Origin of the sequence: Kribbella sp. NPDC056861, assembly GCF_040687575.1 — a bacterium.
Lineage (GTDB): Bacteria > Actinomycetota > Actinomycetes > Propionibacteriales > Kribbellaceae > Kribbella.
In genome coordinates, this window is record NZ_JBFBNQ010000003.1 from 991,436 (window position 1) to 1,017,619 (window position 26,184).

At 65.7% G+C, this 26,184-nt stretch carries 18 protein-coding genes and 3 pseudogenes; 11 read left to right on the forward strand and 10 right to left on the reverse strand.

Annotation, left to right across the window (positions count from 1 at the left end; translation table 11 throughout):
- Nucleotides 1–104: 104 nt before the first annotated feature.
- The 3 genes from AB0P21_RS18560 to AB0P21_RS18570 all read right to left on the reverse strand — a co-directional run bounded on the left by AB0P21_RS18560 (nucleotide 105) and on the right by AB0P21_RS18570 (nucleotide 4,469).
- Nucleotides 105–1,364 carry an NB-ARC domain-containing protein gene (locus AB0P21_RS18560; protein ID WP_363698063.1) on the reverse strand — a complete coding sequence of 420 codons (1,260 nt, stop codon included), beginning with the start codon at nucleotides 1,362–1,364 and terminating at the stop codon, nucleotides 105–107.
- Nucleotides 1,365–1,462: 98 nt separating this feature from the next.
- On the reverse strand, nucleotides 1,463–2,737 hold the full coding sequence (locus AB0P21_RS18565) for a hypothetical protein (protein ID WP_363698065.1): 1,275 nt from the start codon (nucleotides 2,735–2,737) through the stop codon (nucleotides 1,463–1,465).
- A 28-nt stretch (nucleotides 2,738–2,765) separates the two neighbouring features.
- The gene (locus tag AB0P21_RS18570) at nucleotides 2,766–4,469 is read right to left on the reverse strand and encodes a TIGR04141 family sporadically distributed protein (RefSeq protein ID WP_363698067.1); all 1,704 of its coding nucleotides are present in this window, start codon (nucleotides 4,467–4,469) and stop codon (nucleotides 2,766–2,768) included.
- Between the two features lie 598 nt (nucleotides 4,470–5,067).
- Between AB0P21_RS18570 and AB0P21_RS18575 the strand changes: the two are divergent.
- Both AB0P21_RS18575 and AB0P21_RS18580 read left to right on the forward strand, forming a co-directional pair.
- Nucleotides 5,068–5,752 (forward strand): annotated as a pseudogene (locus AB0P21_RS18575) (CoA transferase).
- The gene (locus tag AB0P21_RS18580) at nucleotides 5,706–5,972 is read left to right on the forward strand and encodes a hypothetical protein (protein WP_363698457.1); all 267 of its coding nucleotides are present in this window, start codon (nucleotides 5,706–5,708) and stop codon (nucleotides 5,970–5,972) included. Before AB0P21_RS18575 ends, AB0P21_RS18580 begins: the two are co-directional and overlap by 47 nt.
- 44 nt (nucleotides 5,973–6,016) lie before the next feature.
- Here AB0P21_RS18580 and AB0P21_RS18585 read toward each other — a convergent pair whose 3' ends face one another.
- The 3 genes and pseudogenes from AB0P21_RS18585 to AB0P21_RS18595 form a co-directional block, all read right to left on the reverse strand.
- The gene (locus tag AB0P21_RS18585; RefSeq protein WP_363698069.1) at nucleotides 6,017–7,372 is read right to left on the reverse strand and encodes an alcohol dehydrogenase catalytic domain-containing protein; all 1,356 of its coding nucleotides are present in this window, start codon (nucleotides 7,370–7,372) and stop codon (nucleotides 6,017–6,019) included.
- A 3-nt stretch (nucleotides 7,373–7,375) separates the two neighbouring features.
- Entirely contained in the window at nucleotides 7,376–7,468 is a 93-nt protein-coding gene (locus AB0P21_RS18590; RefSeq protein WP_363698071.1) for a DUF4334 domain-containing protein, read from the reverse strand.
- A 13-nt stretch (nucleotides 7,469–7,481) separates the two neighbouring features.
- Nucleotides 7,482–7,850, reverse strand: a pseudogene (locus AB0P21_RS18595) (GXWXG domain-containing protein); the annotation flags it as partial.
- 107 nt (nucleotides 7,851–7,957) lie between these two features.
- Here AB0P21_RS18595 and AB0P21_RS18600 point away from each other — a divergent pair.
- From AB0P21_RS18600 to AB0P21_RS18610, 3 genes are all read left to right on the forward strand, one after another.
- Nucleotides 7,958–8,656, forward strand: a complete 699-nt coding sequence (locus tag AB0P21_RS18600) for a hypothetical protein (protein WP_363698073.1) — start codon at nucleotides 7,958–7,960, stop codon at nucleotides 8,654–8,656.
- Nucleotides 8,605–8,949, forward strand: coding sequence for a hypothetical protein (locus AB0P21_RS18605; protein WP_363698075.1), 345 nt, complete (start codon nucleotides 8,605–8,607; stop codon nucleotides 8,947–8,949). The genes AB0P21_RS18600 and AB0P21_RS18605 overlap by 52 nt, the downstream gene beginning before the upstream one ends.
- A 307-nt stretch (nucleotides 8,950–9,256) precedes the next feature.
- Nucleotides 9,257–10,702 (forward strand): fibronectin type III domain-containing protein, encoded by a 1,446-nt coding sequence (locus AB0P21_RS18610; RefSeq protein WP_363698076.1) that lies wholly within the window; start codon nucleotides 9,257–9,259, stop codon nucleotides 10,700–10,702.
- 207 nt (nucleotides 10,703–10,909) lie between these two features.
- On the opposite strand, the gene AB0P21_RS18615 is transcribed toward AB0P21_RS18610, so the two are convergent.
- On the reverse strand, nucleotides 10,910–11,446 hold the full coding sequence (locus AB0P21_RS18615; RefSeq protein WP_363698078.1) for a hypothetical protein: 537 nt from the start codon (nucleotides 11,444–11,446) through the stop codon (nucleotides 10,910–10,912).
- A 393-nt stretch (nucleotides 11,447–11,839) separates the two neighbouring features.
- Nucleotides 11,840–12,094 carry a hypothetical protein gene (locus tag AB0P21_RS18620; RefSeq protein WP_363698079.1) on the reverse strand — a complete coding sequence of 85 codons (255 nt, stop codon included), beginning with the start codon at nucleotides 12,092–12,094 and terminating at the stop codon, nucleotides 11,840–11,842.
- Between the two features lie 187 nt (nucleotides 12,095–12,281).
- Here AB0P21_RS18620 and AB0P21_RS18625 point away from each other — a divergent pair, with 187 nt between their 5' ends.
- The 5 genes from AB0P21_RS18625 (at nucleotide 12,282) to AB0P21_RS18645 (ending at nucleotide 21,791) form a co-directional block, all read left to right on the forward strand.
- Nucleotides 12,282–12,851 (forward strand): EF-hand domain-containing protein, encoded by a 570-nt coding sequence (locus AB0P21_RS18625; RefSeq protein ID WP_363698080.1) that lies wholly within the window; start codon nucleotides 12,282–12,284, stop codon nucleotides 12,849–12,851.
- Between the two features lie 21 nt (nucleotides 12,852–12,872).
- Nucleotides 12,873–17,669, forward strand: a complete 4,797-nt coding sequence (locus tag AB0P21_RS18630) for a type I polyketide synthase (RefSeq protein WP_363698082.1) — start codon at nucleotides 12,873–12,875, stop codon at nucleotides 17,667–17,669.
- A complete protein-coding gene (locus AB0P21_RS18635) occupies nucleotides 17,666–19,063 on the forward strand; it encodes a hypothetical protein (protein ID WP_363698083.1) in 1,398 nt (465 codons plus the stop codon). Before AB0P21_RS18630 ends, AB0P21_RS18635 begins: the two co-directional genes overlap by 4 nt.
- Nucleotides 19,060–20,505, forward strand: a complete 1,446-nt coding sequence (locus tag AB0P21_RS18640) for an acyl-CoA reductase (protein ID WP_363698084.1) — start codon at nucleotides 19,060–19,062, stop codon at nucleotides 20,503–20,505. The genes AB0P21_RS18635 and AB0P21_RS18640 overlap by 4 nt, the downstream gene beginning before the upstream one ends.
- 512 nt (nucleotides 20,506–21,017) lie before the next feature.
- Nucleotides 21,018–21,791 carry a cytochrome P450 gene (locus AB0P21_RS18645; RefSeq protein ID WP_363698451.1) on the forward strand — a complete coding sequence of 258 codons (774 nt, stop codon included), beginning with the start codon at nucleotides 21,018–21,020 and terminating at the stop codon, nucleotides 21,789–21,791.
- On the opposite strand, the pseudogene AB0P21_RS18650 reads toward AB0P21_RS18645, so the two are convergent.
- Nucleotides 21,777–21,869 (reverse strand): annotated as a pseudogene (locus tag AB0P21_RS18650) (hypothetical protein); the annotation flags it as partial. The gene AB0P21_RS18645 and the pseudogene AB0P21_RS18650 sit on opposite strands and share 15 nt — an antisense overlap.
- Before the next feature lie 9 nt (nucleotides 21,870–21,878).
- Nucleotides 21,879–22,394: a hypothetical protein gene (locus AB0P21_RS18655; RefSeq protein ID WP_363698085.1), complete on the reverse strand. Its 516-nt coding sequence runs from the start codon at nucleotides 22,392–22,394 to the stop codon at nucleotides 21,879–21,881.
- Between the two features lie 372 nt (nucleotides 22,395–22,766).
- Here AB0P21_RS18655 and AB0P21_RS18660 point away from each other — a divergent pair, with 372 nt between their 5' ends.
- The gene (locus tag AB0P21_RS18660) at nucleotides 22,767–26,174 is read left to right on the forward strand and encodes a S8 family peptidase (RefSeq protein ID WP_363698086.1); all 3,408 of its coding nucleotides are present in this window, start codon (nucleotides 22,767–22,769) and stop codon (nucleotides 26,172–26,174) included.
- Nucleotides 26,175–26,184: the final 10 nt, after the last annotated feature.

Genomic DNA, 26,184 nt, shown 5'->3' on the forward strand with positions numbered 1-26,184 from the left:
GGGCGGCCGTCGTGCTCCGGGCGAGCTGTTGCCGTGCGTTGGCTATCGTGCGTTCCGCCCTGGTCCGGGCGAAGCTGCTCTGCCAGCGTTCCAGTTCGTCGATGTCAGCTCTCCAGGAACGTGAACAGGAGGCTGTGGATGGAGTACCTCGTGTTCATGTTCGACGGAGTGATCAGGAACAGGTCGATCGCTCCGGCGATCAGTTCCGCGAGGAGATCAGGATCGGCGATGCCGCTCTCGGCCATGATGTCGTCGAAACTCAGGGTTGCGCCGCGGACGAAGAAGGTGAACGACGCCATCAGCCGCTGGGCCGACAGCGGGTCGAAGCGATCGGCGAGCTCGTTGAGAGCCTGTGCGTACAGGTACTTGTCGACGCTGTCGCCGAGTTCGGCCTGTTTCGTCTTCAGGTCGTCGATGACTGCCTCGAGCGGCCGATGACTGTCGAGGTACGTCTTCATGATCAGCTTGATCAGGAAGGGGTTTCCCTCGGTGATGCCATGGACCGGCCGGAGCACGTCGTCGGCGGCGGCCTGGACGTCGCGGTCAGCGCCCGCGATCAGGCGGGCCAGTTGCAGCGTGCTCTCTTCGCTCAGCGGAGGAATCGCGATGTTGGTGATGCCGAAATCACCGGGGGCACCGCCGAGGAGACGTTTGGCCACTGCCTTCCGGCTGACCGCCACCAGCCGATGAGGCTTGGCGAAGCCGAGTTCGCGTACCTTGCTGATGACCTGCTCGGCATCCTGCACACTCTCGAGGTTGTCGACCACCAGCAGGACCCGCTCCTCACGCAGCGATCGTTCGAGTCGCTCCTTGAGCCACAGATCCAGCAGGTCACGTGGTCCGAGCTTGACGTCGAACTGCTCGGCGATCTTGCGGACGACGTCGTGCCAGTCGATCAGTAGCGGCGAGCCGGCAGGCAGGCTGTCGGGACGATCTGACGCGTCCTTCGCCGAGGCCCAGATGATGCGGTTGAATCGTTGGGCCTCGGCCACCTGGTTGACGGCCTCGTAGGTGACTGCGGTCTTACCGATCCCGCCTTCGCCCGTCACCGTCAGGGCCCACGCTGCCGAGTCGCTGAGCAGGGCCCGGCTCATCTCCGCGATGACGGTTTCCGCGGCCAGAAGCTCGTCGTGGTTGATGTGCTGCAGGGCGTAGCGCTGCCATCGTTGATCAGCTGGTCCAGCCGGGACAGGCTGAACGGCCGGCGCACGGTCCGGCCGGGAACCGAGTTCGAACGGGCCGATCTTCAGTGAACGCCCGTCGAGGACGACGAACTTGACCACAGCGGCAGCGGCGATGAAGGCCGCAACGATGAGCAACCACAACGGCAGACCGAGCAGCAGTCCGGCCACGAGGTTCGCCACGGTGCCTCCCAGGCTGTTGTCCGAAGCAACCCACAGTGTGGCATCGATCTGCCGGAACCGGCCACCGCAGTGAGCCGCGTCGAGTGTCGTTGATTCGGCTAGGCCACCTGACCACTTCCTGCCAGCTCTTGGGGATTCGACAGTCCGATCCGGGTCAGGCGGTTGTCGACGGCTTTGCGGGCGCGGTCGTGCGAGGTCGGGAGCAGGTGCTGGTAGTGCTCCAGGGTGAAGGCGGCGCTACGGTGCCCGAGGTACTCGGCCAGCTCCTTGATGTTGACGCCATCCGTGAGGGTGACGCTCGCGTAGTAGTGCCGCAGCGCGTGGATGCCGTCCTTGCGGCTTCCGACGTACGCCATCCGTCCTCTGGAGTTCCGAGTTGCCGCAGGAATGATGCCGGCCGCCGCGATGGCCGGCCGCCAGACTCCACCGTTGTACGTGCGTGCCTTGAGACAGCCGCCGTCGGGTCCGCGGAACAGAAGTTGCACGGCGATCGGATCACCATCCACGCGCTCCCACGGAAGGGCGAACGGCGCGTGGGGGAAGGCTTTCAGATGGTGCAGTAGGTGCAGGGCAACGAGTGGCGACAAGGGGACGGCGCGTTCTCGGTCGTTCTTCGGAAAGGCGAACACGTAGTGCTTGCCGAGCTGCTTCAGTTGACGGCGGACGTGGATCATGCCTGCCCCGAAGTCGATGTCCTCGGCCCCTAGCCCGAGGAGTTCCCCTTGCCTCAGTCCGCAGGCCGCGGCGATGAGGGGGATAGGTCTGAACCGTTCCGGGTGCGCGACCACGATCCGCTGAACCGTTTCGTCCGGCCACACGACGATCTGCGGCCGCCGGACCGCGGGCAGCTTGATCACTGTGGAGCGGGCCGGATTGCTCTTCAGGATGCCGTCCGCGACAGCAATCTCAAGGCAGCCGAACAAGACGGCGAACGCACCGCGCGCCGTCGAGACACCGTAGGCGTTGTTCAGTCCGGTGACCCACACCGCGATCTGCGATGGCCGGACACTTCTCACCTGGCTCGACCCGAAGGTCGGCTGGACGTGCAGCCGCCACCAGTACTCGTACCTGATGACGGTGGCAGGATCGACCTGCCGACCGGCCAGCCACTGGGCGCCGATCGTGTTCAGCCGAACACTGCCGGCCGCTGGGTCGAAGTACTCGCCACGATCCCGATCGGTTTCCATCGCCGTGGCGAACTGCAGCGCCTTCGTCTTGGTCTCGAACGCTCGGGAGCGCTCCCGGTCACTCGGATCGCGCCAGACGCCCAACCACCGCTTCCCCCGTCCCCAGCGTTTGTCGTCGCGCTCCCGCCGGGTCGTCCCATCAGCCTGCTGGACCGGCTTGGTCCACTGGTCCTTCGCGAACGCCATGTCATCGGCCCTCCGTCGAGATGATTCCCTACAGACTCTCAACGTGCGCCGCGGCTGCCCCGGACTCCTCCAGGTCGATGGCCCGTACCTCGACCTGGATCGGGGTGCGCGCGGACTGCAGCACACCGACCGCTTGCACCAGCGCCACCTGAGCGAAGGGGAACAGTGTTTCCGGCGTGACCACATCACCCTTCTTGAGCAGGATTCCGAAGACGACCTTCGTCGGGAGGAAGCTCGGCGGCAGTTCGCGGCCCTTGCCGTGCTTCTGGACGAGTTCCCTGAATCGGAGCCGGGCTTCGGTGGATCCTTCCAGTGCCTGCACGGCGACGCAGGCCTGGGTGAAGAGGTGGCTGAGCGGCGCGGAGCCGGTGGCCTGTTTGACGTGAATGAGTTCGTTGTCCGGACCGAGCAGATCACAGGCCTCGAACCCCCACTTGGTGTGCCACTCGTCCTTGACGCCCTTGCGGTCGAGGCAGAGCAACCCGAGGTCCTTGTCGAGTTCCGCGTTCTCGTTGTACTGACGTTCTGAATCGCCCGACTGCCACGGCGGTAGTTCGAGGGCGGACCTCACGTCGAGTACTTGCCGGACTCGTTCGCGCAGCCGGTCACGGTACTCCGCGTCGATCTCGTACCAGTGTCCGTCGACCATGGCGAAATGACGATCGTCCATGGACAGAACGGCTTCCAGCCACTCCACGGCCCGGTTGCCGCCCAGCATGAGCGTGCATGCCTCGTCCGCGTAGGCCTGCACCCTGCCCTCCCGGAAGCCTTGTAGCCGGGTCCCGGGGCGCAGGATGTGGGCCCGGTCGAGCAGACCCTCCAGAGTGATCTCGCTGGCTTTCCGCGTCCCTGCGCCGAGTCGCACCAGGTAACCGTGGATCTCTTCGGTGTGTTCTGCCAGATCCATCGGTACGACGCTGCTGAGGCAGTGCCTCACCGCATCCACCGGGCTGCCCAGGAGGCCCTCGAGGTCCAGGTCGAGCAGGCCCGCCAATGTGTCGTCCTGGACCGATCTGATCCGGTCGATGTACTCCAGTTCCGGCCTGCGATTCCGGTCCAGTACCTCAGCGATCGTGCGGATGTCCGCGACGAGTTCTTTCGGGTCGGTCGCGAGCCGGATCTGCAACCCCACCCCACCGTCGATGGAGACTGGATGCAGCGGACGGGACCGGCTGAGCTGGATGCTCTGGGATTTCCCGCTGGCCCGGCCGACCAGGTCCGCATAGCCGTCGCCCACCTCGAACGCCCAGATCGGGGATCCGTTCGGCATCAACGTGGTCTCGGTCCGGCCGCGGGCTCCGGGCCGACGGCGCAGGAGTTTGTGGACCTGCGTCGGGTCCAGCGCGCGGGTGGCGAACTCCAGACCGAAGCGGCGATCTTTCTGATCGCCGGGAAGCAACCGGTGGCCCTGCCCGTAGCCGATAGCGTAGGCACGGCCGTCGACGATGAGCATCAGCAGCCCTGCCGAGCGGGAGTCGGAGAAGTGCACCTCACGACCGAGTGTGCGCTGTGCTGCCAGACACCATTCCGCTGACTCGCCGTCCCTGGTACGGAAGCTTCCCTGCACCCACAGCCCGGCTTCGTCCGCAACGGTCACCGGACCGAAGTCGAGGTCTTCGAGTTCGTCCAGTTGCTCGTGATCGAGGAGGTCGAGCAGCGACCCGGCGTCCGGCGGCGTACGCCAGAGCCTGTGCAGCGTGACAGCTCGCGTGCCTGGAACCTTGGTCACCATCTCCAATTCACCTCCCGCCGTCACTCTTCGTGAGCAACCAGAAGATCACGCCAGGATTGCGTCCGCGAGAAATATCGGCGAGTCCGGTGAATCATTGCGACGAAAAGTCGCCTGATCGACGGCGTACTGCGGTGGGACCACAGGGGTTTCTTGCCCTCACAGTTTCCAGATCTCCGGGCAATCTTCGCTGTGAACTGACCGACAAACTTCCTACCGTTGAACAGTTTTCCGTCGATGCCCCTTTGAAGCGAAGCGCCCATGCGGTCGGACCTCGCGCTGCTGTAGACATCGCCGGCTAGGCCTTCCTCGACGCCAAGGGTTTTCACGATCTTCGACGGGACCAACGACCTGCTGAGTCAGCAGCTGGCGCAGTACTGCCAGAAGCGCCAGGACGGGCAGCCGCGCAGCTCGTTTCTTGCTCAGTGGGATCTCACGGCGAGCGACGTCGAGGAACTGCGGACGGATCTGACGTTCCTGGACGGGCGGCTCGAACAGGAGCACCTGCGCGCCGACGTACGCAGAACGGCCACCGAGTTCGCGCTCCTGGCCGACGGCGCGGTCGACGAGCCCGTCGATCGGAGTTCGGGGGTGGCCTGACATGACCGGCCCGTTGACCGGCCTCCGGATCGAGCGGCTGGCCGGCGCGCTGGATCTGGGCAACGGCAGGCCTGATCAGCTGTTGCGAGGACGAAGGTCGGTGTACGCGGATCTCAAGACTGCCGATGGCCATGACCCGGTACTACGCCTGATCGCACGGGCTGATGTTCTGCTGAAGGGTTACCGCCCCGGAGTGGCCGAACGTCTCGGCGTCGGCCCCGACAGCTGTCTGGCGTTGAATCCCCGGCTCGTCTACGGGCGAATCACTGGCTGTGGGCAAGACGGTCCGCTGGCACAACAGGCAGCCACCGCTGCTGCCTCTCAATCTGGTCGGTGACTTCGGTGGTGGCTCGATGCTGCTGCTGGCCGGAGTGCTCTCTGCCTTGTGGGAACGCGAGAGATCTGGGCAGGGGCAGGTGGTCGATGCAAGGCCAGCAGGTGTGGGCAGGTTCACACGGCACGAATCTCCTGGATGGCGGGCTCCTTTCTACGACACCTATTCCTGCGCGGACGGTCGCCATGTCGCTGTCGGCGCACTCGAGGCCGCGTTCTACCGCGCCTTGCTGGCCGGACTCGACCTTGATCCGGTTGCCCTGCTGGACCAACTGGATCGAGCGGGGTGGGCCCCTCCTCCGGGACTTGTTCACCGCTGCTTTCCTGGCCGAAGATCGCGACCACTGGGTTGAACTGTTCGCCGGTACGGAGGCGTGCGTCACCGCGGTGCTGGCCCCTGAAGAGGTTGTCGTTCACCCTCCTATCGTTGCTAGAGGCACCTTGCTGGAGCTGGACGGCGTCTGGCAGGCGGCCCCGGCCCCGAGGTTTTCCCGCACGCCGCCGGCCACGCCGAGCGCTCCCGCCGCACCCGGCTCCAGTACGGCGTCCGTACGACAGGACTGGCTCGAGTGACTCGGCCGCCTGCGGTGTCTCCACAGTCTTGACAACCTGATGAATCAGACTGTGCTGCCGATGGATGTGAGTGCGGCGGTCACGGCCGGCCGGCCGGATCTGGTTGGACGGCAAGAAGCACGCTGACCGTGCGGCTCTCGGCCGACAGCGGGAAGACCTTGCAGGCGGTGACTGTCACGCGCCGACCCGATGGCAGCTACCGGGCCGGTCTCGCGGTCTCCGCGAACACCGAGCTCATATCGCTGAAATCGGCGCTGACCGACACTGACGGCAACACGGCCGTTCAGACGGTGATCAACGCATTCCGGATCGGCTGACCTGATCGACCACCTGACCACGACGACCGGCAGCACCCGGATGATGGTGATACCTGTCGTCACGGCGTGGAGACCACGGTGCTTCCACAGTTTTCGGGCTGAGCCATGGACCGGCGAGCGGGCGGCCATGAACATCGCTGGAAGAGCTGGCGCATCCGGCGTCAGGCGCCAGGAGGTCGTCCGATGCCAACAGCCCTCGAGAATGCCGACCAGTCCGCGCCCGGCCGAGATGTCCAGCGGCCGAATGGTCACATCGCCCTGCTGGATCCCGACCAGTCCGACCACCCCGGGCGGTCGGACGGCGGTGATCGTCGCGGCGATCACCGCCGGAGACCCGGTGGTGTCCAACGCGTTGTCGACCGGCGGCAGTTCGCCGTCGGCCGACACGAGTTGTGTCGCCCCCAGCTCACGAGCGAGCTCCAGCCGATGCGGATGCCGATCACAGACCACAATGCTTCGGACACCGATCATCCGGGCCGCCATCACGGCTGACAGACCGACCGCTCCCGCTCCGGTGATCAGCAACGCCGTATCCAGCGCCGGCCTCAGGACGGACAACACCGCTCCCGCGCCGGTCTGTACCCCGCAACCGAGCGGCCCCATCAACTCCAGCGGTAGGTCTCGGTCCACGACGACGGCGCTCCGGGCAGGCGCCAGCACGTGACTTGCGAAGGACGACTGCTGGAACCATCGGTTGCCTACGGCCCGGCCGTTGGTATCGGTCACCTGAGGCGAATCGTCAGCGTCCCAGCCGCTCAGGTTCCGGGCACCGAACTCGACGCAGTACGCCGGATGGTCCCGCTCGCAGTTGCGGCAGCTGCCGCACCAGTCGAAGCTGAGTACGACGTGATCGCCGACGGCCGGACTGCTCACGTTCGGTCCGACGGCCTCCACCACCCCAGCGCCTTCGTGACCGCCGATCACCGGCAACCGGGCGAATCCCGGTGCTCGCAACACCGTGTCGGTGTGACAGAAGCCGGTACCGGCGATCCGGACCAGTACCTGCCCCACGCCTGGTCCCGTGATGCCGACGGACTCGACCGACCAGGCCGCGCCCCTGTCGCGCAGAATCGCCGCGTGCACGGCTCAGTCCCGCTGGAGGCTGAAGTAGAAGTGACCAGCCGGCTCGAGCTCGCCCTTGCCGTTCATGATGCCGAGCAGCAGTCCATCGTCGACCACTTTTGAAGTGGTCGAGGATCGGCAGCGCGTCGTACACCATGGTCGCCGTCACCTCACCACGGAACTCGATCATCCACAAGCTGGCGCCACCACCGCCGGCGGCCGCCTTGTTGACCGTCCGGACTCCGTCCTCGGCCGTGCACACGACCGGATCGACATCCACCGCCGAACGGATCGTCTTCCCGTACCAACGCAGTCCGGCCAACTGGTCGGAGCCGCTGTGGCCGGTCCGGAAATCGCGGCCCCGCCACTCGCCGGCCAGATCCCCAATAGTTGCTGGAGGCAACTGGGCCCAGACCGCGTCGAGCTCGGCCGGCGAAACGGCGCCGAACGTCTCGCGCAACTCGGTGAACCGGTGCCGTGCACGGTCTTCGGTGGACATGGAATCAGCCTACAGAGAGTAACCCGGCTACTTCCAGAGCGCCTGAACTGGCATTGCGGCAGAATCTGGTGAGAATCACCAGGTCATTGATGGCACGATTCCCCGCAATGGCGGTCCTGGTAGTGGCACTGGCATGGTACGAAACGAACCTGATCGCCGGTGGAACCCCAGCCGCTCTGATCCCGATCGTGGCCGTCGTACTCACCGGATGGTGGCGGGAGGCGGGGCTGGTGACTGTCCGGCCAACCACCAGGTGGCTCCTGGCCGTGCCACCTGCTCTGGGTTTCTTGTTCGGAAGCCAACCCGATCCTTCGTTTCGCGTCGTGGGCGGAGTCCTGCTCGTCGAGGGATTCGCGCAGTTCGCTCTTCGGTGGCACGGACCATGGCGGTCGACCGCGATCATCGTGGTGCTGCACGCACCGGTGGTGCTGGCCGGCTCGCCCCGGGGAGCGCCCACCGAACTGGCGCTGCTGCTCGTTCTCATCGCCGTCCGCTGGCAGGTCTGGGGGCTGTGGCCGGTCCTGGTCATCGCCCTCGTCTTTCCGTCCCATGACCCGCTCTGGTTCGTCGCGACAATCGTCTGCTACGGCATTCTGCTGTTGTGGTGGGTGCCGGCTGTCGCGATGAGCACCCGGCCGACCGTCAGGGTGCTGATCCTGGACGATCGGGACCGAATCCTGCTCCTCGGGTGGCATGACCCCGTGGACGGATCGCGTGCCTGGGATCTCCCGGCGGCGGAATCGCCGGAGCCGAGATGCCGCTCGCGGCGGCCCGACGTGAGATTCAGGAGGAGACGGGCCTGTTGAACCTGGAAGTCCTCGAGGGTTTTTCACCGAGTACCGCGACTCCTGGTGGGGCGGAACCCGGTACCACGGGTGGGAGAAGTTTTACCTGGCACGATTGCGGGGTCGCCCGAAGGTGTCACCGGCCGCTCAGGAACCGCACGAAAGCTCTACCTTCGGGAGTTTCGCTGGGTTACCGTATCGGCAGCGTTCGGTCTCCCCGGGCATGTGCAACTGGCGCGGCTTCCTCAGATCCTCGCAGCGCTTCGCGCGGGTCGTCGCTAGACCAAGCCGACCATCGTCTGTCACGCCGGTGAACGAGACGAATAGTGGTCGTGCGCGGCCGAAGTCTCCCGACCTTCGCCGGCCTACAGCAGAAGACCGAACGGGCGATCCCGCTCTTCCTTCTGGAACCGGTGCTTTGATGATTCTGAACACTGTGGACTCTCCACAGTAAAAATCTTGAACATTCAGGTTCTGTCGTCGAAGACAGGACCTACGCTGAGCTGCGCCCGATCAGGGCGCACTAGTGAGGCGATGCCGGCCAGTCCGGCGGAATGGAAAGAAATGCGATCGAGAAGGTTGCCGGCCGCCCTGATGGCGGCCGGTCTTGTGGTGGGACTCATGCCGTCACTGCCCGCACCCGCTGTCGGCACCTCCCTGTCGGCTGTGCCGCAATCGGTCTGGCAGACCGATGCCAGTGTTCTCGGCCTGGCTGTGACCAAGGGCAAGGCTTTCGTCGGCGGCAAGTTCACCAAGGTCCGCCCGCCTGGCGCCGCCCCCGGGACCAACCAGACCGTCCGGACCTATCTGGCGGCGTTCAACCAGACGACCGGGGCACTCGACACCGGCTTCGTCCACACCCTGAACAATCCGGTGTGGTCGATCGTCGCCTCGCCCGATGGCTCCAAGATCTACGTCGGCGGCGACTTCACCCGGGTCGACGGCCAGGTCCGCAACCGGATCGCCGCTTTCGACGCGACCAGCGGCGCCCTGCTGGCGAACATCAAACCCAACGTGTCCTATCAGGTGAAGGCACTGGCGGTCGGCGGCAACAGCCTGTACTTCGGCGGCTCCTTCGGCCTGGTCAACAATGTCGCCCGCAATCGCGCGGCGGCGATCAGCACCGTTGACGGCAGCCTGCTGCCGTGGAACCCGAACGCCGACGCGGACGTCTACGCGATCGACGCGGCCGACGACAACTCCAAGGTCTACCTGGGTGGCACCTTCACGACGATCGGCGGGACCAGCAGCTGGGCCGTTGCCAGTGTCAACAACTCGACCGGTGGCGTGCTACCTCTTGCCGCCTCTTCGGCGGTGCCCAGGCCGGACAGCCAGTGCAAGTCGCGCGTGAAGGACATCGAGACCAGCGGCGACGTAGTGTACTTCGCCAACTCCGGTGACGGCGCAGGCTGCTTCGACGGCACCTGGGCGGCGGATGTGGCCTCCGGCAACCTCCGGTGGCGGAGCAGTTGTTTCGGCGCCACCGAGACCATCTCCATGGTCAACGGGTGGCTCTTCAAGGGTTCGCACGCGCACAGCTGCCCGGGTGCCTTCCCTGATGGTTATGGAGCGCATTTCCTGCTGATGCAGAACCCGGCCGACGGAACTCTCGGTCCCTGGTTCCCGAACACCAACGCAGGCCCACCGACCGAGGTCGGACCACTCGTCTCGGCGACCGGTGGCTCGGATCTCTGGGTGGGTGGCGACTTCACGGAGGTCCAAGGCGCCGATCAGCAGGGGCTCGCGCGATTCGGCCGCAGCGGACCGGGCGCCGCGCCGCTCGGTCCGCTGCTGCCGACCCTGTCCAGCACCACGACCGGCCAAGTGCAGGCGACAGTGCAGACCTCGCTGGACAACGACGACATCACCCTGACCTACCGGCTGCTGCGCGGTGTCTCCAACACGGTCGTCGCGACCACCACGGCGAACTCCACTTTCTGGAACCGCCCGACCATCGCTCTGACCGACACCACGGCTCCGTCCGGATCTTCGCAGCAGTACAGGATCGAGGTCTGGGACGGCAACAACGCGGTACGTGGAGGATTCGCCGGCGTAACTGTGCGCTAGCGCAATGGACTGTGGTGGCACGACACAGTTCGCGCCACCACAGCAGGCCGTCCTGGCTCGGCGAGCGATCACCATCTACCGCATCTTCGCCGACCTGACCCCGGTCTTTACCTCCTGACTAGGCGCGACGCTGTCGGCCAAGCCTCGAGAGCCACCTGGTTCACACGTCGCGCCGGCCAATTGTCCTGGTGGAAGATCCGGGCGCAATTACTGCAGGCGGCGCCAGGTCTGGTTGAAGCCGAAGTTGCAGTTGGGGTTGCCGGCCCAGGCGTACGGACCGTTCGGGCTGACAGAGTCCAGGCAGATCGCTTGGTGCGAGGCATCGGTGTAGCGATGCCAGAACGTCACGTTCTGCCAGTCGCCGCCGCCACTGACGGTGAGCCGGGTCTCGCTGATCGAGTCGTTGTTGTTCAGGCCGAGGTAGGTGTTCCATGCGGTCCTCTGAAGGACCAGGAACTTGCCGCTCTGGGCATGCTTCAACGTGATGACGGCCAAGCCGTTCTCAGTGGCGCCGGTACTGGTCGCCACCCATTTCTGGTAGACGTTGGATCCGACCTGACACGGGTTCTCGTAGACGGCCGACCCGTTGGAATCCAGGCACTTTCCGGTCGCCCAGTTCTTGAAGTACCCGGACGTGGTCCAGGCCTGGACGGGCTGCGCGAAAAGCCCGAGGGAAGCGATCATCGTGAGGGTGGCGACCAAGGCCTGCGGAACGAAGCGGTACCTGCGGTGGTGGTTCTTCATGACGGGGACTCCTCCGATGGGGGCGAGGCACCGATTTCAAGGTCAGGTGGGCCTCATCGGTCAGTCGGTGCCAGCGTGCACCCTTAGGACAGACCTGTCTCCCAGGGGTTGTCAACTGGTCAAGACCATCTGGCTGGAAAGGTCAGTTTCAGCCTTGGAAAACACGGGGGGTTCATCAAGAGCTCCACAGTTTTTCAGGGTTTGATCCGTAGGTTCGCGTTGACGGATCCATGGCTTCCGAGGAAACTCCACACTTCAGAGTTGTCCAATGTCTGGCCAATCTTGCCCGTACCTCTTCGCCTGAGTTGCCCATGCGAGCCGACTTCGCCTCGCGGTCGACCGGCGGTTTCTCCGAATGAGCTGTTCTGAGCAGATGGTCGGTGGCGGTGATCTTCATCGGCAGTGGCCTGCGACGACCACGCTGGGCACCGGAGGCTGGGCGACCAGGCCGAGACCTCGAAGGACGTCGGTGATGTCGTCGAGGTGCGGTGGGAAGATCAGCAGACCTCCGTGGTCCCCGACCAAAACATTCGGCACCTCGGCGCGTACTGCCGGCGAGTCGACCAGCAGCGTGAGCAGGTCCTCGTCGGTAGCTGTTCGGAGCAAGGTCCACAGGTGGGTGATTCGCTGTCGATCGACCGCTTCCACAAGGCAACCCCAGGAATGACGATCGTCAACCTCAGGCTTTCGGGCGTCCACGGCCGGTCGGAAAGAGTGTGGGGTCCAGATCGAGGACCTACGGTGTTCCACCAGTATTCCTGGTGTCCGCTACTCAGAGTGATGAGATGAGAGCTGTTCGTGCTTGGCGAGTATCAGTCAACGAAAGGTGACAGCCATGACCGTGTCCGACACCATCTCCCTGCTGGACCGCAAGATCGACGTCTGCTTCAGTCACGGTGACCAGAACGGCGACGGCGTGCTGGAGGGTGCCGACGCGTTGGCGCTCGCGGCCCGGATCGTCGCCTACCTGGGTGAGCCGTTCGGCTCGGACAAGGCGCACGCGTTGTTCAAGGCGTTCGAGACCTTCTGGGAGCACGCCTCGGTGCAGTTCGACCAGGACAAGGACGGCAAGATCACTCCGCTGGAGTGGCGCGACGGGCTGCGGAAGGCCTTCGCGGAGAGCGAGTCCGGCTTCGAGCGCGGGTTCAAGCCACTGGCCGAGGCGCTCTGGGCGATCTGTGACAAGAACAACGACGGCACCGTCGGCCCGCAGGAGTTCGCCGGCTTCCACAAGGCGTTCGGGACGACGCCGGAGAACAGCCGGATCGCCTTCGATCGTCTGGACAGCGACGGCGACGGATCGCTGTCGGTGGACGAACTGCTGCAGGCCTGGAAGGACTTCTACACCAGCAGCGATCCGGACGCGGCCGGCAACTGGCTGTTCGGCGACATCTGGGAGAGCTGAGCGCGGATCCAGGGCTTCACGATGGTGACGGAGAGAATGCCGATCGCGGTCGTCGGTATGTCGTGTCGATGCGCGCCGGACCTGTCCTCACCGGACCAGCTCTGGGACTTCCTGCTGGCCGGGTCGGACGCGGTCGGTCCGATTCCGGCCGGCCGGTGGTCGGAGTACCGGGACCAGGGTGACCAGACCCGGCGAGTACTACGTGGTGTCCCGGCCGACGGTTGCTACCTGAGCGACATCGCCGGCTTCGAGGCGGGCTTCTTCGGGCTGTCCGCCCAAGAGGCGCGCCTGATGGATCCTCAGCACCGGCTGTGTCTGGAGCTGGGTTGGGAGGCTCTCGAACACGCGGGGATCCCGCCGTCGACGCTGACCGGTACCGACACCGGTGTCTACGTCGGTATCGGCTCCGACGACTACGGACGGCGCCTGCTGGAGGATCTGCCCCGGATCGAGCCGTGGACCGGCATCGGGGCAAGCCTGTGTGGTGCGGCCAACCGGATCTCCCATGCGCTCGACCTCCGCGGTCCGAGCGTCGCGATCGACACCGCGTGCTCGTCGTCGCTGGTCGCGATCCACCAAGCGATGCAGGCTCTGTGGCTGGACGAGATCCCGTTGGCGATCGCCGGTGGTGTGATGCTGATGGCAGGTCCGGCGCTGTCCGTCGTCCTGGCGGAGGCGGGTGCCACTGCCCCGGACGGACGCAGTAAGCCCTTCGACGCATCGGCGAACGGCTACGGACGCGGTGAAGGTGGCGGGTTCGTCGTACTCAAACGGCTCGACGCGGTGGGCGACGACGACCGGGTTCTCGCTGTACTCCGTGGCGGTGCCGTTCGCCAGGATGGACGGACCGACGGGATCATGACCCCCCACGGCCCGGCACAGGCGCACCTGCTGCGGGTGGCTTATCGCAACGCAGGCGTCGATCCAGCCACTGTCGGATACGTCGAAGCACACGGCACCGGCACGATCGCGGGTGATCCCGAAGAGGCAGCGGCGTTGACCGAGGTCTTCGACTCCTGTGCGATCGGATCGCTGAAGGGAAACATCGGTCACCTGGAGGCGGCGTCCGGAGTACTGGGTCTGATCAAGGTGATTCAGGGCCTGCGCCACGGGATCATCCCGCCGACCCTCCTGAGGACCGGGCCGACCGCAGCGGTGGATTGGCAGAAGACCGGATTGAGGTTGGCGACAGAGGCCCAGCGCTGGCCGGGAGAGCCGCGACGGGGCGGCGTGGCCAGCTATGGCTACGGCGGCACGATCGCGCATCTGGTGGTGGAACAGGCGCCTGCAGCCATAGCGCAGCCCAGGACCGGTCGGTCCCGCGGACCGCGGATCTTGCCGTTGTCCTCGGCAACTGAATCAGGGGTGAGGGCAAGCGCGGATGCTCTCACCGACGTAGTGGCAGAGCTCGACCTGGACGACGTCGCGCACACTCTCAGCGTTCGTCGCCAGCATCTGCCGGTCCGGTACGCCATAGTTGCTAAGAGCAACCAAGAGATGGTGTCAGGTCTCCGCGCCGTGGAATCGCGCCGGTCACACGGCAACCCGGTGTGGGTCTTCTCGGGCCACGGTCAGCAGTGGATCGGGATGGGTCGCCAGTTGCTGACCGACGAGCCGGCCTTCAGTGCTGCGGTCGACGGGTTGGAGCAGGTCTTCGAAGCCGAGCTCGGCCGAACTGCGCGCGATCTGCTCGCAGCTGGGGATTTCGAGTACGTCACCGAGGCGCAGGCGGCCATCTACGTCGTCCAGATCGGACTCGCTGCGGTCTGGCGGTCCTGGGGAATCGAGCCGGCAGCCGTGATCGGTCACTCGGTCGGCGAGATCGCCGCTGCGGTGACCGCCGGAGTGCTGTCGGCCGAGGACGGGGCTCGGCTTGTCTGCCGCAGGTCACTGCTGCTGGCCGAGGTGGCGGGCAAAGGGGCGATGGTCATGGTGCCGCTGCCGTTCGCGACAGCCGGGGAGATGACGGCGGGCGATCCAGAGATCTGCGCCGCGATCTCGTCGAGTCCACACACCACGGTGCTGTCCGGAACGCCTGAAGCGGTCGAACGGATCCGGCACCGCTTGGTTGAGCGAGGTGTGGACAGTCGGATGGTCGACACCGACGTCGCGTTCCACAGCTCACAGATGGACCAACTGGTCGAGCGCCTGGCCGACGGCGTAGCCGATCTGACCATCAGTCAGCCGAATGTCCCGCTCTACACGACGGCTCTCAGCGACTCTCGCGACGATGCCGTCCGCGACGGCGGCTACTGGGCGGCCAACCTCCGCAATCCTGTCCACCTCGCGGCGGCAGTTCTGGCAGCCGTTGAGGACGGCCATGATTGTTTCCTCGAACTGTCCGCACACCCGGTGGTAGCTCAATCGATCGAAGAGTCCGCACCGGGCACCGTCGTGGTTACCAGCTTGCGGCGAGCCGAACCTGAGCGACGAGCGTTGCTGACCGCGTTGGCCGACCTGTACCGAGGCGGCGTCGACCCCGACTGGCCAGCAGTCCAACGCGGTGGCGGGCTGGTCGATCTACCGACAACCCAATGGCAGCGCATCCCGCTCTGGGCGGTGTCCACACCGCCGTCCGAACGACTCCGACCACACGATCCAACGTCCCGTACCCTGCTCGGCGGCTCAGCCCTGAGTATTGGCGCTGACAGACCTCTGACCTGCTGGCAGTCCCGGCTGAGTCACGCGACTCGGCCCTACCCCGGCGACCACCCGGTTGCGGGAAGCGAGATCGTGCCGGCAGCTGTGTTGCTGCACACCTTTCTGACCGCGACCGGCGGTGACGCTCTCGCGGACGTGGAGCTGAGGGTGCCGCTCACCACTGCTCCGGAGCGAGATGTCCAGATCACCCTGCAGGGCGACGATCTGCGCCTCTCGTCGGCAACCGGGAACGAGTGGCTGACGCACACCACGGGACGAAAGCTGACCAGGTCGCTGGCCCAGGATCGCCTGCCGCCGACAGAGCCCGGTACCCCGATCCCCGCGAGCTTCGTGCTCGACCGGTTGTCCGAGGTCGGCGTCGTGTCGATGGGATTCCCTTGGTCTGTCGAGAACCTGCAGCGCGTAGGTACTGGTCTGCGGGCGCAGATCCGAACTGGGGAGGCAGGCTGGGCGCCGCTGCTGGACGCGGTGCTGTCGACAGCATCCGTCGTCCTGCCGGGCCCCGCCGTACTGCGGATGCCGGCTGCGATCGGCGAGATGGTGCTCGGCAGTTCGAGGACCGAGGCATTGCTCCAGGTCGAGGTGGTCGGACCGGACACCGTCCAGGTCAGCATCGCGGCGATGGACGGTGTGGTGATCGGGTATCTCGACGGTCTGCGGTTCGCTGAGCCGGATTCGGAGCCGGCGGGGTCGTTGGTGCATCGCATCGAGTGGCAGCCTGTGACCATCGAGGAGTCTTCGCAGCCAGAAGCCGGGCTACTCGAACTTCGCGCTCGGAGGGGAGAGTCGGTCAGCGCGGCCGCGGCCCGGATGTCGGTCGAGCTGCTCGACGCGCTGCGTTCGGATGGGTCCGGCGGAGTCTGGTGTGTCACCAGGGGAGTTCGGGCGGCCTCCACACATCACTCACTGGCGCAAGCAGCGCTGTGGGGACTGGGTCGAATCGCGACTTCGGAGTTCCCGCACCGGTTCCGTGGGGTGGTCGACCTGCCGGAGTACCCGTCCGAACTGGACAAGACGGTTCTCCGCGGCCTGGCCCGGAGCGAACAGCCAGGTGAGGACGTCTTCGCCATCGAGAACGGCCGGATTCTGGCGGCACGACTGGCGGCCTGCGAAGCCGATGATCAGCAAGGACCACGCTGCCGGCCGGACAAGACCTACCTGATCACCGGTGGCAGCGGTGCCTTGGCAGGACCCATCGCTCATTGGCTCGCAGACCGAGGCGCACGGCAACTGGTGCTGCTGAGCAGAACTGGCCTGGCAGACAGTCAACTGGTCGACGAACTTCGTGTGAAGGGAGTGACGGTCAGGCTTGTCCGAGCGGATGTGGCCGATCTCGATGCTGTCCGGATCGGCCTGGATCTCAGGAAGCTGGCCCTTCCGCCGATAGCCGGTGTGGTCCACGCGGCTGGTGTCACTGATAACGGGTACCTCGAGTTCCTCGGCCAGAAAGAGATCAGGCGAGTACTACGGCCGAAGGTGGACGGCGCCCTCGTGCTGCACCAACTGTTCCCGGTCGGCAGCGTTGACTTCTTCGTGCTGTTCTCCTCCGCTGGACAGTTGCTGCACCTTCCAGGCCAGGGGGCGTACGCCGCGGCGAACTCGGTGCTCGACGCATTGGCGAGACAGCGACGTACGGCCGGGGACCACGGCGCGCTCGCGCTGGCTTGGACCAGCTGGCGTGGCCTCGGCATGTCCACTTCGTCGACGTCCATCGATGCGGAACTGGCGGCGCAAGGGACCGGCGACCTGACGCCTGACCAGGCTCTTCGTGCCTGGGGCCGGATCGGCCTTGGCGCTGCTGCCAATCTCGCCCTCCTCAGGGTCCTACCGGATGTCGCCGTCCCACCGATACTGACGAACCTCGTCACCGCTCGGCGAACTGCCCAACCAGCAGCCTGGACGGAGCTGCCGGACGACCAACGCCTGCGTTTTCTGACCTCAGCCGTGGCTGACCTGGCTGCTCAGATGCTCAAGACCGCCACACTCGACCATGATGCCGCACTGTCCAAACTCGGGCTGGATTCGTTGCTGTCAGCATCTTTTCGCAGGGAACTCGGGACCCGTCTGGGAAGACGACTGGAGCCGACTCTGCTGTGGCATCACCCGACCGTCAACGCCATCGCCACCTACCTGTTCACCGAGGGGATCTCGTCATGACCCTGGTTCCGAGTGTCACCGACCTCGACTGCTTTGCCTCCGATCCCATCCGGTACTTCGGCTACTCGCGGGTGGCGATGCACAGTCTTCCGCAAGCCGAACTCGAGCAACTGCAGCTCGCTGCTGTCCAGCTGAGGTTCGAATCGCTGCTACCACACTTGCCGGTCCTGCAGACGATGGCAGCCGATCAGGGAATCACAGAAGTCGCATCGCTCGACGATGCCGCCCCGCTGTTGTTCCCGCACACGGTGTACAAGTCATACCCGGTCTCGCTCCTGCTCGGCAACCGCTTCGACCAGTTGACCCGCTGGCTCGACCGGCTGACGACTCTCGACCTGTCGACCCTCGACGTTTCCGGCTGCGACTCGATCGACAGCTGGCTGGAGTTGCTGGACGCAACTACTGAGCTCAGGCTGGCGCACTCGTCAGGGACGACGGGTGCGATGTCGTTCGTGCCGCACTCGAGAACGCAGTACGACCGGCTCTACGAGATCGTCCGGCTCGACGTGATCCCTGATCGGACCCCGGAGGGGATCGACGTCGTCTGGCCGAGCTTTCGTACCGGCCGGAGTGGGATCGCCCGGCATGCGACCGCGATGGCCGAGCAACTCGCCGGTACTCCTGATCGCTTCCACACACTGCACCAGGGGTTGCTGAGCGCCGACGTGATGTTCCTGGCAGGTCGCCTCCGGGCCGCGGCGGCGAAGGGTGAGGCGGCCCGGGTGGAGATCCCGGCGGCTCTGGCTCGGCGCAAGGCGGAGTTCGACGACGCGCTCCGCTCCGGCGGCGCGGGGATGGCCGAGTTCGTCGAGCGCCTCGCCGACACCATCGGGGGCCGGCGGATTGCGTCGCTGAGCACGTGGGACGTGTTCCACGGGATGGCTGAAGCCGGATCGGCGCAGAATCTGACCGGGCTGTTCGCGCCGGATTCGGTGGTCTTTCCTGGTGGCGGATCCAAGGCCGGCGTTCTTCCTGACAACTGGGCAGACAAGATGGCCCGATTCGCGGGAGTGCCCGCGCTGCAGTTCGTCTACGCGATGGTCGAAGTGATCGCACTCAATCTGCAGTGCTCGTCGGGTGGCTACCACCTCGAGCCCTGGCTGGTCTTCTATCTGCTCGACGAACACACCGGGAGGCCGCTACCGCGGGCCGGAACCCAGAGCGGCCGAGCGGCCTTCCTGGATCTGACCGCTGACATCCACTGGGGTGGGTTCGTCACCGGGGATCGCGTGACGGCGACCTGGTCTCCTTGTCCGTGCGGGCGGACGACACCGAGGATCCACCCGGAGATCAGCAGATTCGGCGGTGCGTCCGGCGACGACAAGATCACCTGCGCGGCGAGCACCGAGGCACTCGATGACGCGCTCGACTTTCTGAGCGGGGCGCTGTCGTGACCAAGGTTCGTGCTTTCGTTCGAGGCGAGCTGGTCGACGGCCCTACCGTCAGCTTCGGATCAGGCGCGACGAGCTTCCAGGCGGTCGATCCCGCCCTCCTAGCCGGCCGGATCACCTTGACGGATCCTGTGCTCCTGAACGACGTCCATCAGCTGACCACGGATGAGATCGTCGACCTGTTGGCCGAGGTCGGTTCCCGGCTGGTGCTGGACCGCAACGAGTTGCTCGCGGAGTCACTGGAGCTGCTCCGGCCGTTCTCCAACCTGACCGACGGGGTGCTGCGGGCGACGTACGAGCAGATTCCTTCGCTGTTCGAGGCCGAGACGGTGCGGGCGGTAGCCGAGCGGACGATCGGTACGGCGTACCTGGACGGCTGGGTTGATCACGGTCGTGGCCGGGTCCGCGCCTTCGGGGCCAGGGCCGTCCACGTCATCGCTGGCAACAATCCGATCATCGCCGCGATCACCGTGGTGCGGAACGCGATCTGCCGTGGTGACGGGATCATCAAGTTGCCGGCCAACGACCCGTTCACCGCGGTGGCCATCGCCCGGACGATGGCGGGGGTCGCACCGGAGCACCCACTGGTACGGCACCTGAGCGTGGCGTACTGGAAAGGGGGTGACGAGGACTTCGAGCGGCGACTGTATCTCCCGTCGCAGCTGGAGAAGATTGTCGCGTGGGGTGGGTTCGCGTCGGTTCGTCACGTGACCGGCTATCTCCAGCCGGGGCTGGAGCTGATCGCACTGGATCCCAAGCTGTCGGCGACGGTGATCGGCCCGGAGGCCCTGGCCGATGAGGAGACCATGCGAAGGACGGCGTTTCTCGCTGCTGCCGATGTGGGGTTGCTCAACCAGGAAGGCTGCTTCAACGCGCGGGTGATCTATCTGGCGGCAGGGCTGGATTCGGCGGGGATCGAGCGTGCCAATCGCTGGGGAGAACTGGTTCATGCCGAGCTGTCGCGGCTGCCGGAGCGGGTCAGCGCACCGGCGTACAGGTTCGATCCCGCGTTGCGCGCCGACATCCAGGCACTTCGGACCAGCCCCGATTGGTATCGGGTGATCGGCGGCTCGACCGACGAGGGCGCGGTGATCGTGTCCCAGTCAAGTGAGCCGGTCGACTTCCAGATGACGTTGTCGGGTCGTGTCGTCAACGTCGTACCGGTGGCTGATCCGCTGGAGGCTGTGCGAGCCATGAACACCTACACCCAGACGGTCGGGGTGTATCCCGAATCGCTCAAGCTGAAGATCCGCGACACCGCTCCGTTGTACGGCGTCCAGCGGCTGGTGCCGCTCGGGTTCGCGACCCACTTTCGCCCGGAGCTGCCCCAGGACGCGATCGAGCCGACGCGACGGATGATGCGTTGGATCGTGGACGAGGAGCCGCCACCCGGAGCCCATCCGTTCGACCAGCTGGCGCCTGGCGCGGCCGTGATGACTCCATGAATGTCGCCGAGGTGGAACGGCTGGCAACCGACCTCGATCACCACGACGCCGCTTTCACCCCGGATCTTGCCCGCAAGGTGCACGATGTGATCCGCGAGCGTTCCCGGGTCGGGTTCTCCCGGGCTCACGGCGGTCTGTGGATCCTGTCACGGTACGACGACGTGGCCGCGGCGCTGCGCGATCACGTGAACTACAGCTCGGCCTCGGGGGTGTTCTTCCCGCGGGCGGCCGGAGCCCCGATGTTCGCGCCGCTCGAATACGACCCGCCGGAGCAGTCCCGGTTCAGAAAGCTGATGCGTCCGCCATTCTCCGCGGCAGCCGTCGACGGGGTGCGGGCACGGATGTCCGGGACGATCAGGGATCTGATCGCACCGATCGTGCACCGCGGGTCCGGCGATTTCGTGGCAGAGCTTGCTGTCCCGTTGCCGCTGGCCGTCGTCGGGATGGCAGTCGGGTTCTCGGCGAACGCGCAAGCCCGGATCCGCGAGCTGACCACGAACACCTGGTCGCGAATGGCAGTCGACCGGGACGCCGGGGGATTCTGGCCGCCGTTCGCCGAACTGTTTCGCCAGGAGATCGCGCGCGCACGCAGTGAGCCGGGTGACGACTACTTGTCGGAACTCGTACGAGCCGAACCCGACGGCGTGCCGGTCTCTGACGAGGACCTGCAGGCCATGCTGGTCGCTTTCGCCATCGCCGGCCACGAAACGTCGATGAACACGCTCGCGCACCTGCTGTGGCAGCTCGGCCGCAGGCCGGACCTCCAAGAGCAACTGCGCGCAGCACCGGAGCTCATCCCGGTCGCGATCGAGGAGACTCTGCGCCTGTGGTCGCCGGTCGACCATGGCACCCGAGTGACGACCACCGAGGTCGTCATCGGCGACACGCGCATCCCGCCGGGCGCCCGCGTCGTCCTGCTGACCGGTGCGGCAAACCGCGACCCACGGATCTACTCCGACCCCAACACCTTTCGCCTCGATCGTGGCCTGGCGCGGCATCTGACCTTCGGACACGGCATTCATTTCTGCCTCGGCGCCAGGCTCGCGCGGATCGAGTTCGCCGCGGTCCTGCGCGAGCTGGCCCGATACCCCAATTATCGGGTGACCACGGCGCCACGACGCTACTTCGAGAACGGCCGCCACATCTGCCTGGACCAACTCCAGGTCAGCTGGATCGGATGTGAGAACGGCGGCGATCCGTTCCGGCTGTCAGTACCAGTGCCGGCGGCCACCGACCGCCCGTCCGGTTGCCCCAAGCAGCCAGATCACGGCGCCGATGGCCAGTAGAGCAACACCGATGAAACAAATCGCTGGAGTTTTCAGCACCAGCCCGAGAATCAGAACGACCACTCCGCCGACAAGCATCGGTCTCCCTCAGTCGGTGAGTTTCCAGGTCTGGGACCACCAGCCGGGATCGCATTTCTGCAGCCCGACCTCGCCGGGGTCTCCGGTCCGGAGGACGCGAATGCAATCGTAATAGCTGCCGTTGACGTGGCGGGCAAGCTGGACGCTTCGCCAGTTCGGCCCGTCAGCGACGATCCGGGTCTCCTGCAAGGCAGGAGTAAGCGCCGCGCCCAGTCCGCCGCTGCCGATGAAGAGGTACCGTCTGCTCTTGGCGTTCCAGATCGCCACCAGATCGTGACCGGCTTCCGAACCGATCTGCTCGATTCGCCAGGTCTGGTACTGGTTACGAGCTTCGCACGGCTTCAGGTAGACACGTCCGGCGTCATTCGAGTCGAGGCACCACCCTGGTGCGGACTTACTCTCGAAGCGCCCGAGCAGGACGTAGCCTGCCTGAGCGGACGAGACCGTCAGCCCGGTCGCTGCCGCGACGGTCAGCAGTGCCAGTGAGATCCGCGCCAGCGCGCGACCTGCTCGAGGGCCTCTCACTACAGCATGATGTGACTGGTTGGACACAAGAATCCCCTCCGGGGGCAGTGGGGCAGCGGATGGACAATGGTCAGCCCGGCTTCACAGCATTGAAGGTTCGACGGCACCGTCTTGTCGATAGTTCATTCCCTGTCTGTGACAGAACTACGGTCTTGCGCTGAAAACCTACGGCGCCGCCGTGGGTCGCGAACGGCGTCGTTGTGCGAACATCCGCCTGGCCGGCACGGCGTCTTCCTCGCCTGGTCGTTGATCTCGGCAATGATCTGGCTGATTGCGTGTTTTCGGCACAGCATGATTCGCCGTAGGTTTCTGGACACACCCGGCATTGTTGCTCCTCGGCGCCCCGGTGTCCCTATTCTTACGATTGTCCGAGTGCGGACGGTGACCGAGAACAGGATCGTGATGCGGATTTTTCACAAGCGGTTGATGACGGCAACTGTCGCGGTGGCTGCGGCCGGCTGCGTTGTCGTGGCGGCGAGCGGCAGTCGCACCGGTCGGCCGGTGGCGGCTGACAGCGTTGCTGGGCGATCAGTGTCCAAGCCGGCGCTTCCCGATCAGGTGGTCAGGCTGATCACCGGTGACAGGGTCACACTGGTCGGCGGCGCTACCGAACAGTTGCGGATCGATCGTGGCGCCGGACGGCAGAACATTGTTTTTCGGGTCGAGCGATACGCCGGCCGGGTGATCGTGATGCCGTCGGACGTGGAGGCGGTGGTCGCGGCAGGGCGGCTGGATCAGCGGCTGTTCGACGTGGCCGGCCTGGTCGAGATGGGTTATGACGACGCACACACGTCGAAGATCTCCTTGTTGGTCAGTTATGGCAGCGCGGCCGGAGCCCGATCGGCTCGGCCGGGGACATTGCGGGGTACGACGGTCGCCCGCTCCCTGCCAGTGATCGACGGCGCCGCGGTAACGGTCGCCAAGGGGGACGGTGCGGAACTGCTCGGCCAGCTCGTCGGCGGGCCTGGGGCGAAGGCAGGTGGTACGCCGTTGCGTCGGATCTGGCTCGACGGAAAGGTGAGAACTACGGCCTACGAGAGTGGCGCGACGCGCATCGGCGCGCCGACGGCCTGGAAGGGCGGCTATACCGGCAAGGGCGTCAGAGTCGCCCTTCTCGACACCGGGGTCGATGTCACCCATCCGGACCTGAGAGGCCGGATCGCGGTCTACAAGAACTTCACGAAGGACTCCGCACTCGACTCAGTCGGACACGGCACTCACGTGGCGTCGACACTGGCCGGGACTGGTGCGCTCTCCCACGGTCTGTATCGCGGAGTGGCTCCGGACGCGAGTCTGGTGATCGGCAAGGTCCTGGCCGATCCCGAGGAGGACGGTGAGGAGTCCACGATCCTGGCAGGGATGGAGTGGGCTGCCGTCGAACAGAAGGCCAGGATCGTCAGTATGAGTCTGGGCTACGACGACGAGCCGGGAATCGATCCGCTCGAAGAGGCGGTCAACCGCCTGACCGCGCGGACCGGCGTGTTGTTCGTGACCGCGGCCGGGAACGCAGGACCCGACCCGGGCCTGGGTTCTCCCGCGACGGCCGATGCTGCGCTGGCTGTCGGGGCGGTGGACAAGAACGATCAGCTGGCCCGGTTCTCCAGCCGGGGGCCGCGGCTCGAGGACGGTGCCATCAAGCCCGATGTGACCGCGCCGGGAGTCGACATCATTGCCGCCAGATCGAAGGACAGCTCCCCTCCGGGCGAACAGGTCGGACGCTACTACGTCAATCTGTACGGCACGTCGATGGCGACACCGCATGTGGCCGGAGCGGCCGCGATCCTCGCGCAGCAGCACCCGCAGTGGAAGGCGCCCGAGTTGAAGGCGATGTTGATGAGCACGGCGAAGTCGATCGCCGGGCAGACCGCCTATGAGCAAGGAGCCGGCCGGATCGACGTAGCGACAGCGGTCGCCGGAACGGTGGTGTCCGAACCAGGCAGCCTCAATTTCGGCACGGCGGCGTGGCCGCACCGTGACGACAAACCAGTCGTCCGGACAGTGACGTACCGCAACCTCGGGACGAAGCCGGTGAAGCTCACCCTGAACGTGGTCGCCGCCACCAAGGACGGCCACCGGGCGCCGGTCGGCGCGCTCAAGCTCTCGGTCAGGGCTCTGTCGGTCCCGGCCGGTGGCCGGGCAACGGCGTCGGTGACCTCGAACACCCGGCACGCGGGAGCTGACGGCCTGTACTCGGGCCGGGTGATCGCCACCGATGACGACGGCATCGAGGTCGGCACGCCGTTCGTGGTCGACAAGGAGATCGAGACCGACGACGTCACCGTTCGGCACCTGCTGCCCAACGGTCAGGGCGCGGTCCAGAACTCCACCAGGATCTACAGCCTCGACCGGCCGTTCAGAACCGAGCTCCAGACCGATGCCCACGGGACCGCGAAGATCCGGCTGCCGAAGGGCCGCTATCTGGTCGACGCGACTCTGCGTGACACAGCGGACCGGACCTACCAACTCGTCTGGCCCGCTCTGACCGTCGACGGTCCGACCACTGTCGTTGCCGATGCACGCAAGGCCAAACCGATCAAGATCACTGTGCCTGCCACGAGCGCCAGATCAGCCGGCGTCACAGTTGGTTACAGTCGGACGATTCCGAACCGGCAGGCTGCCAATTACCTGACCGCGCCCGACCAGGACCGGCTGTTCGTCGCCACGATGGGTATCCCGGCGCCGGCCGGAGAGATGCTTTCGTACATCGAGTCGAGCTTGGGGGTTCCGGGCAAGGACGGCAGCTTCACCGACTCGCCCTACACTTACGAGCTGTTCCAGACCACCCGTGGGCGGTACTGGTCAGGTTATCGACGAGTCGTCCGCGATGGTCAGCTGGCGACAGTGGTGGCGCAGTACGTCGCGGACAGACCCGGCCAGCTCAACACCGAGTTACGGGCAGCTTCGGTCTCCGGAACCGAGATCGCGGCCAGCGGACGAAACTTCCGTTTTCGGTCTCCGGCCAAGGTCGTACGCCACGTCGACAGTGGTGAGACGGTGTGGCGAACCATCATGTCGCCGATCGAGGTCGAGGCGGCCGACGACGACCCGTCGGAGCTCGTGGACTATCCCATCGAGGACATGCGCAGCGAACCAAGGACCTACCAAGCCGGTGAATCAGTGGCTGAGCGGTGGGGGGCTGCCGTCGACGGTCCGGACACCTCCGGCCTCTCGGTTCGAACGGGAAACAAGGCCTCTTTCGAGTTCCCGCCCAACTCCGATCAGGACGGCCATCAAGGCACGTCGTCAGATTTCTCAGCTGCGGACACCCGGTTGCTGTGCGACGGCAAACTGATCGCCTCGAACGACTCCACCAATCAGTTCCGCGCCGACATACTTGCCCTCCACAAGGTCGGCTGCCGGCTGGACTTCACGATGACCCGGCCGAGAGCTCAGCTGGCCACGAAGATCGACTACACCTGGGCGTTCAGCACGGAATTCACCGACGCACCGGTCACTTTCCCGCTCTGGGCAACTCGCTACCGACCCGCGGTGGACCCCGACAACTCCTTGCCACGCGAGCCGGTGACCAGGCTGCCGTTCACGGTGGAACAGCAGAAGGGTGCCAAGGCATCGGCCCTGCGGAAGATCACGGTCCAGACCTCCGGCGACGCCGGCAAGACCTGGACGAACACCACGGTCATACCGACGAGCAGTGGCAACTACCAAGCTGTCTTCACCACACCGGCGACGGCCAAGACCATCTCACTCAGGTCGTCGGTAGCCGACGCGGCCGGGAACAGCAGCACCCAAACCATCATCGACGCCTACAACGTTCGTTGATTCGAGCGGC

What these genes read in the sequence shown, in the direction of transcription:
- AB0P21_RS18565 (WP_363698065.1), bottom strand. Translation starts at nt 2,737, where the DNA reads ATGGCGTTCGCGAAGGACCAGTGGACCAAGCCGGTCCAGCAGGCTGAT.
- AB0P21_RS18570 (WP_363698067.1), bottom strand. Translation starts at nt 4,469, where the DNA reads ATGGTGACCAAGGTTCCAGGCACGCGAGCTGTCACGCTGCACAGGCTC.
- AB0P21_RS18600 (WP_363698073.1), top strand. Translation starts at nt 7,958, where the DNA reads ATGGCGGTCCTGGTAGTGGCACTGGCATGGTACGAAACGAACCTGATC.
- AB0P21_RS18605 (WP_363698075.1), top strand. Translation starts at nt 8,605, where the DNA reads ATGCCGCTCGCGGCGGCCCGACGTGAGATTCAGGAGGAGACGGGCCTG.
- AB0P21_RS18610 (WP_363698076.1), top strand. Translation starts at nt 9,257, where the DNA reads ATGCCGTCACTGCCCGCACCCGCTGTCGGCACCTCCCTGTCGGCTGTG.
- AB0P21_RS18615 (WP_363698078.1), bottom strand. Translation starts at nt 11,446, where the DNA reads ATGAAGAACCACCACCGCAGGTACCGCTTCGTTCCGCAGGCCTTGGTC.
- AB0P21_RS18625 (WP_363698080.1), top strand. Translation starts at nt 12,282, where the DNA reads ATGACCGTGTCCGACACCATCTCCCTGCTGGACCGCAAGATCGACGTC.
- AB0P21_RS18630 (WP_363698082.1), top strand. Translation starts at nt 12,873, where the DNA reads ATGGTGACGGAGAGAATGCCGATCGCGGTCGTCGGTATGTCGTGTCGA.
- AB0P21_RS18635 (WP_363698083.1), top strand. Translation starts at nt 17,666, where the DNA reads ATGACCCTGGTTCCGAGTGTCACCGACCTCGACTGCTTTGCCTCCGAT.
- AB0P21_RS18645 (WP_363698451.1), top strand. Translation starts at nt 21,018, where the DNA reads ATGGCAGTCGACCGGGACGCCGGGGGATTCTGGCCGCCGTTCGCCGAA.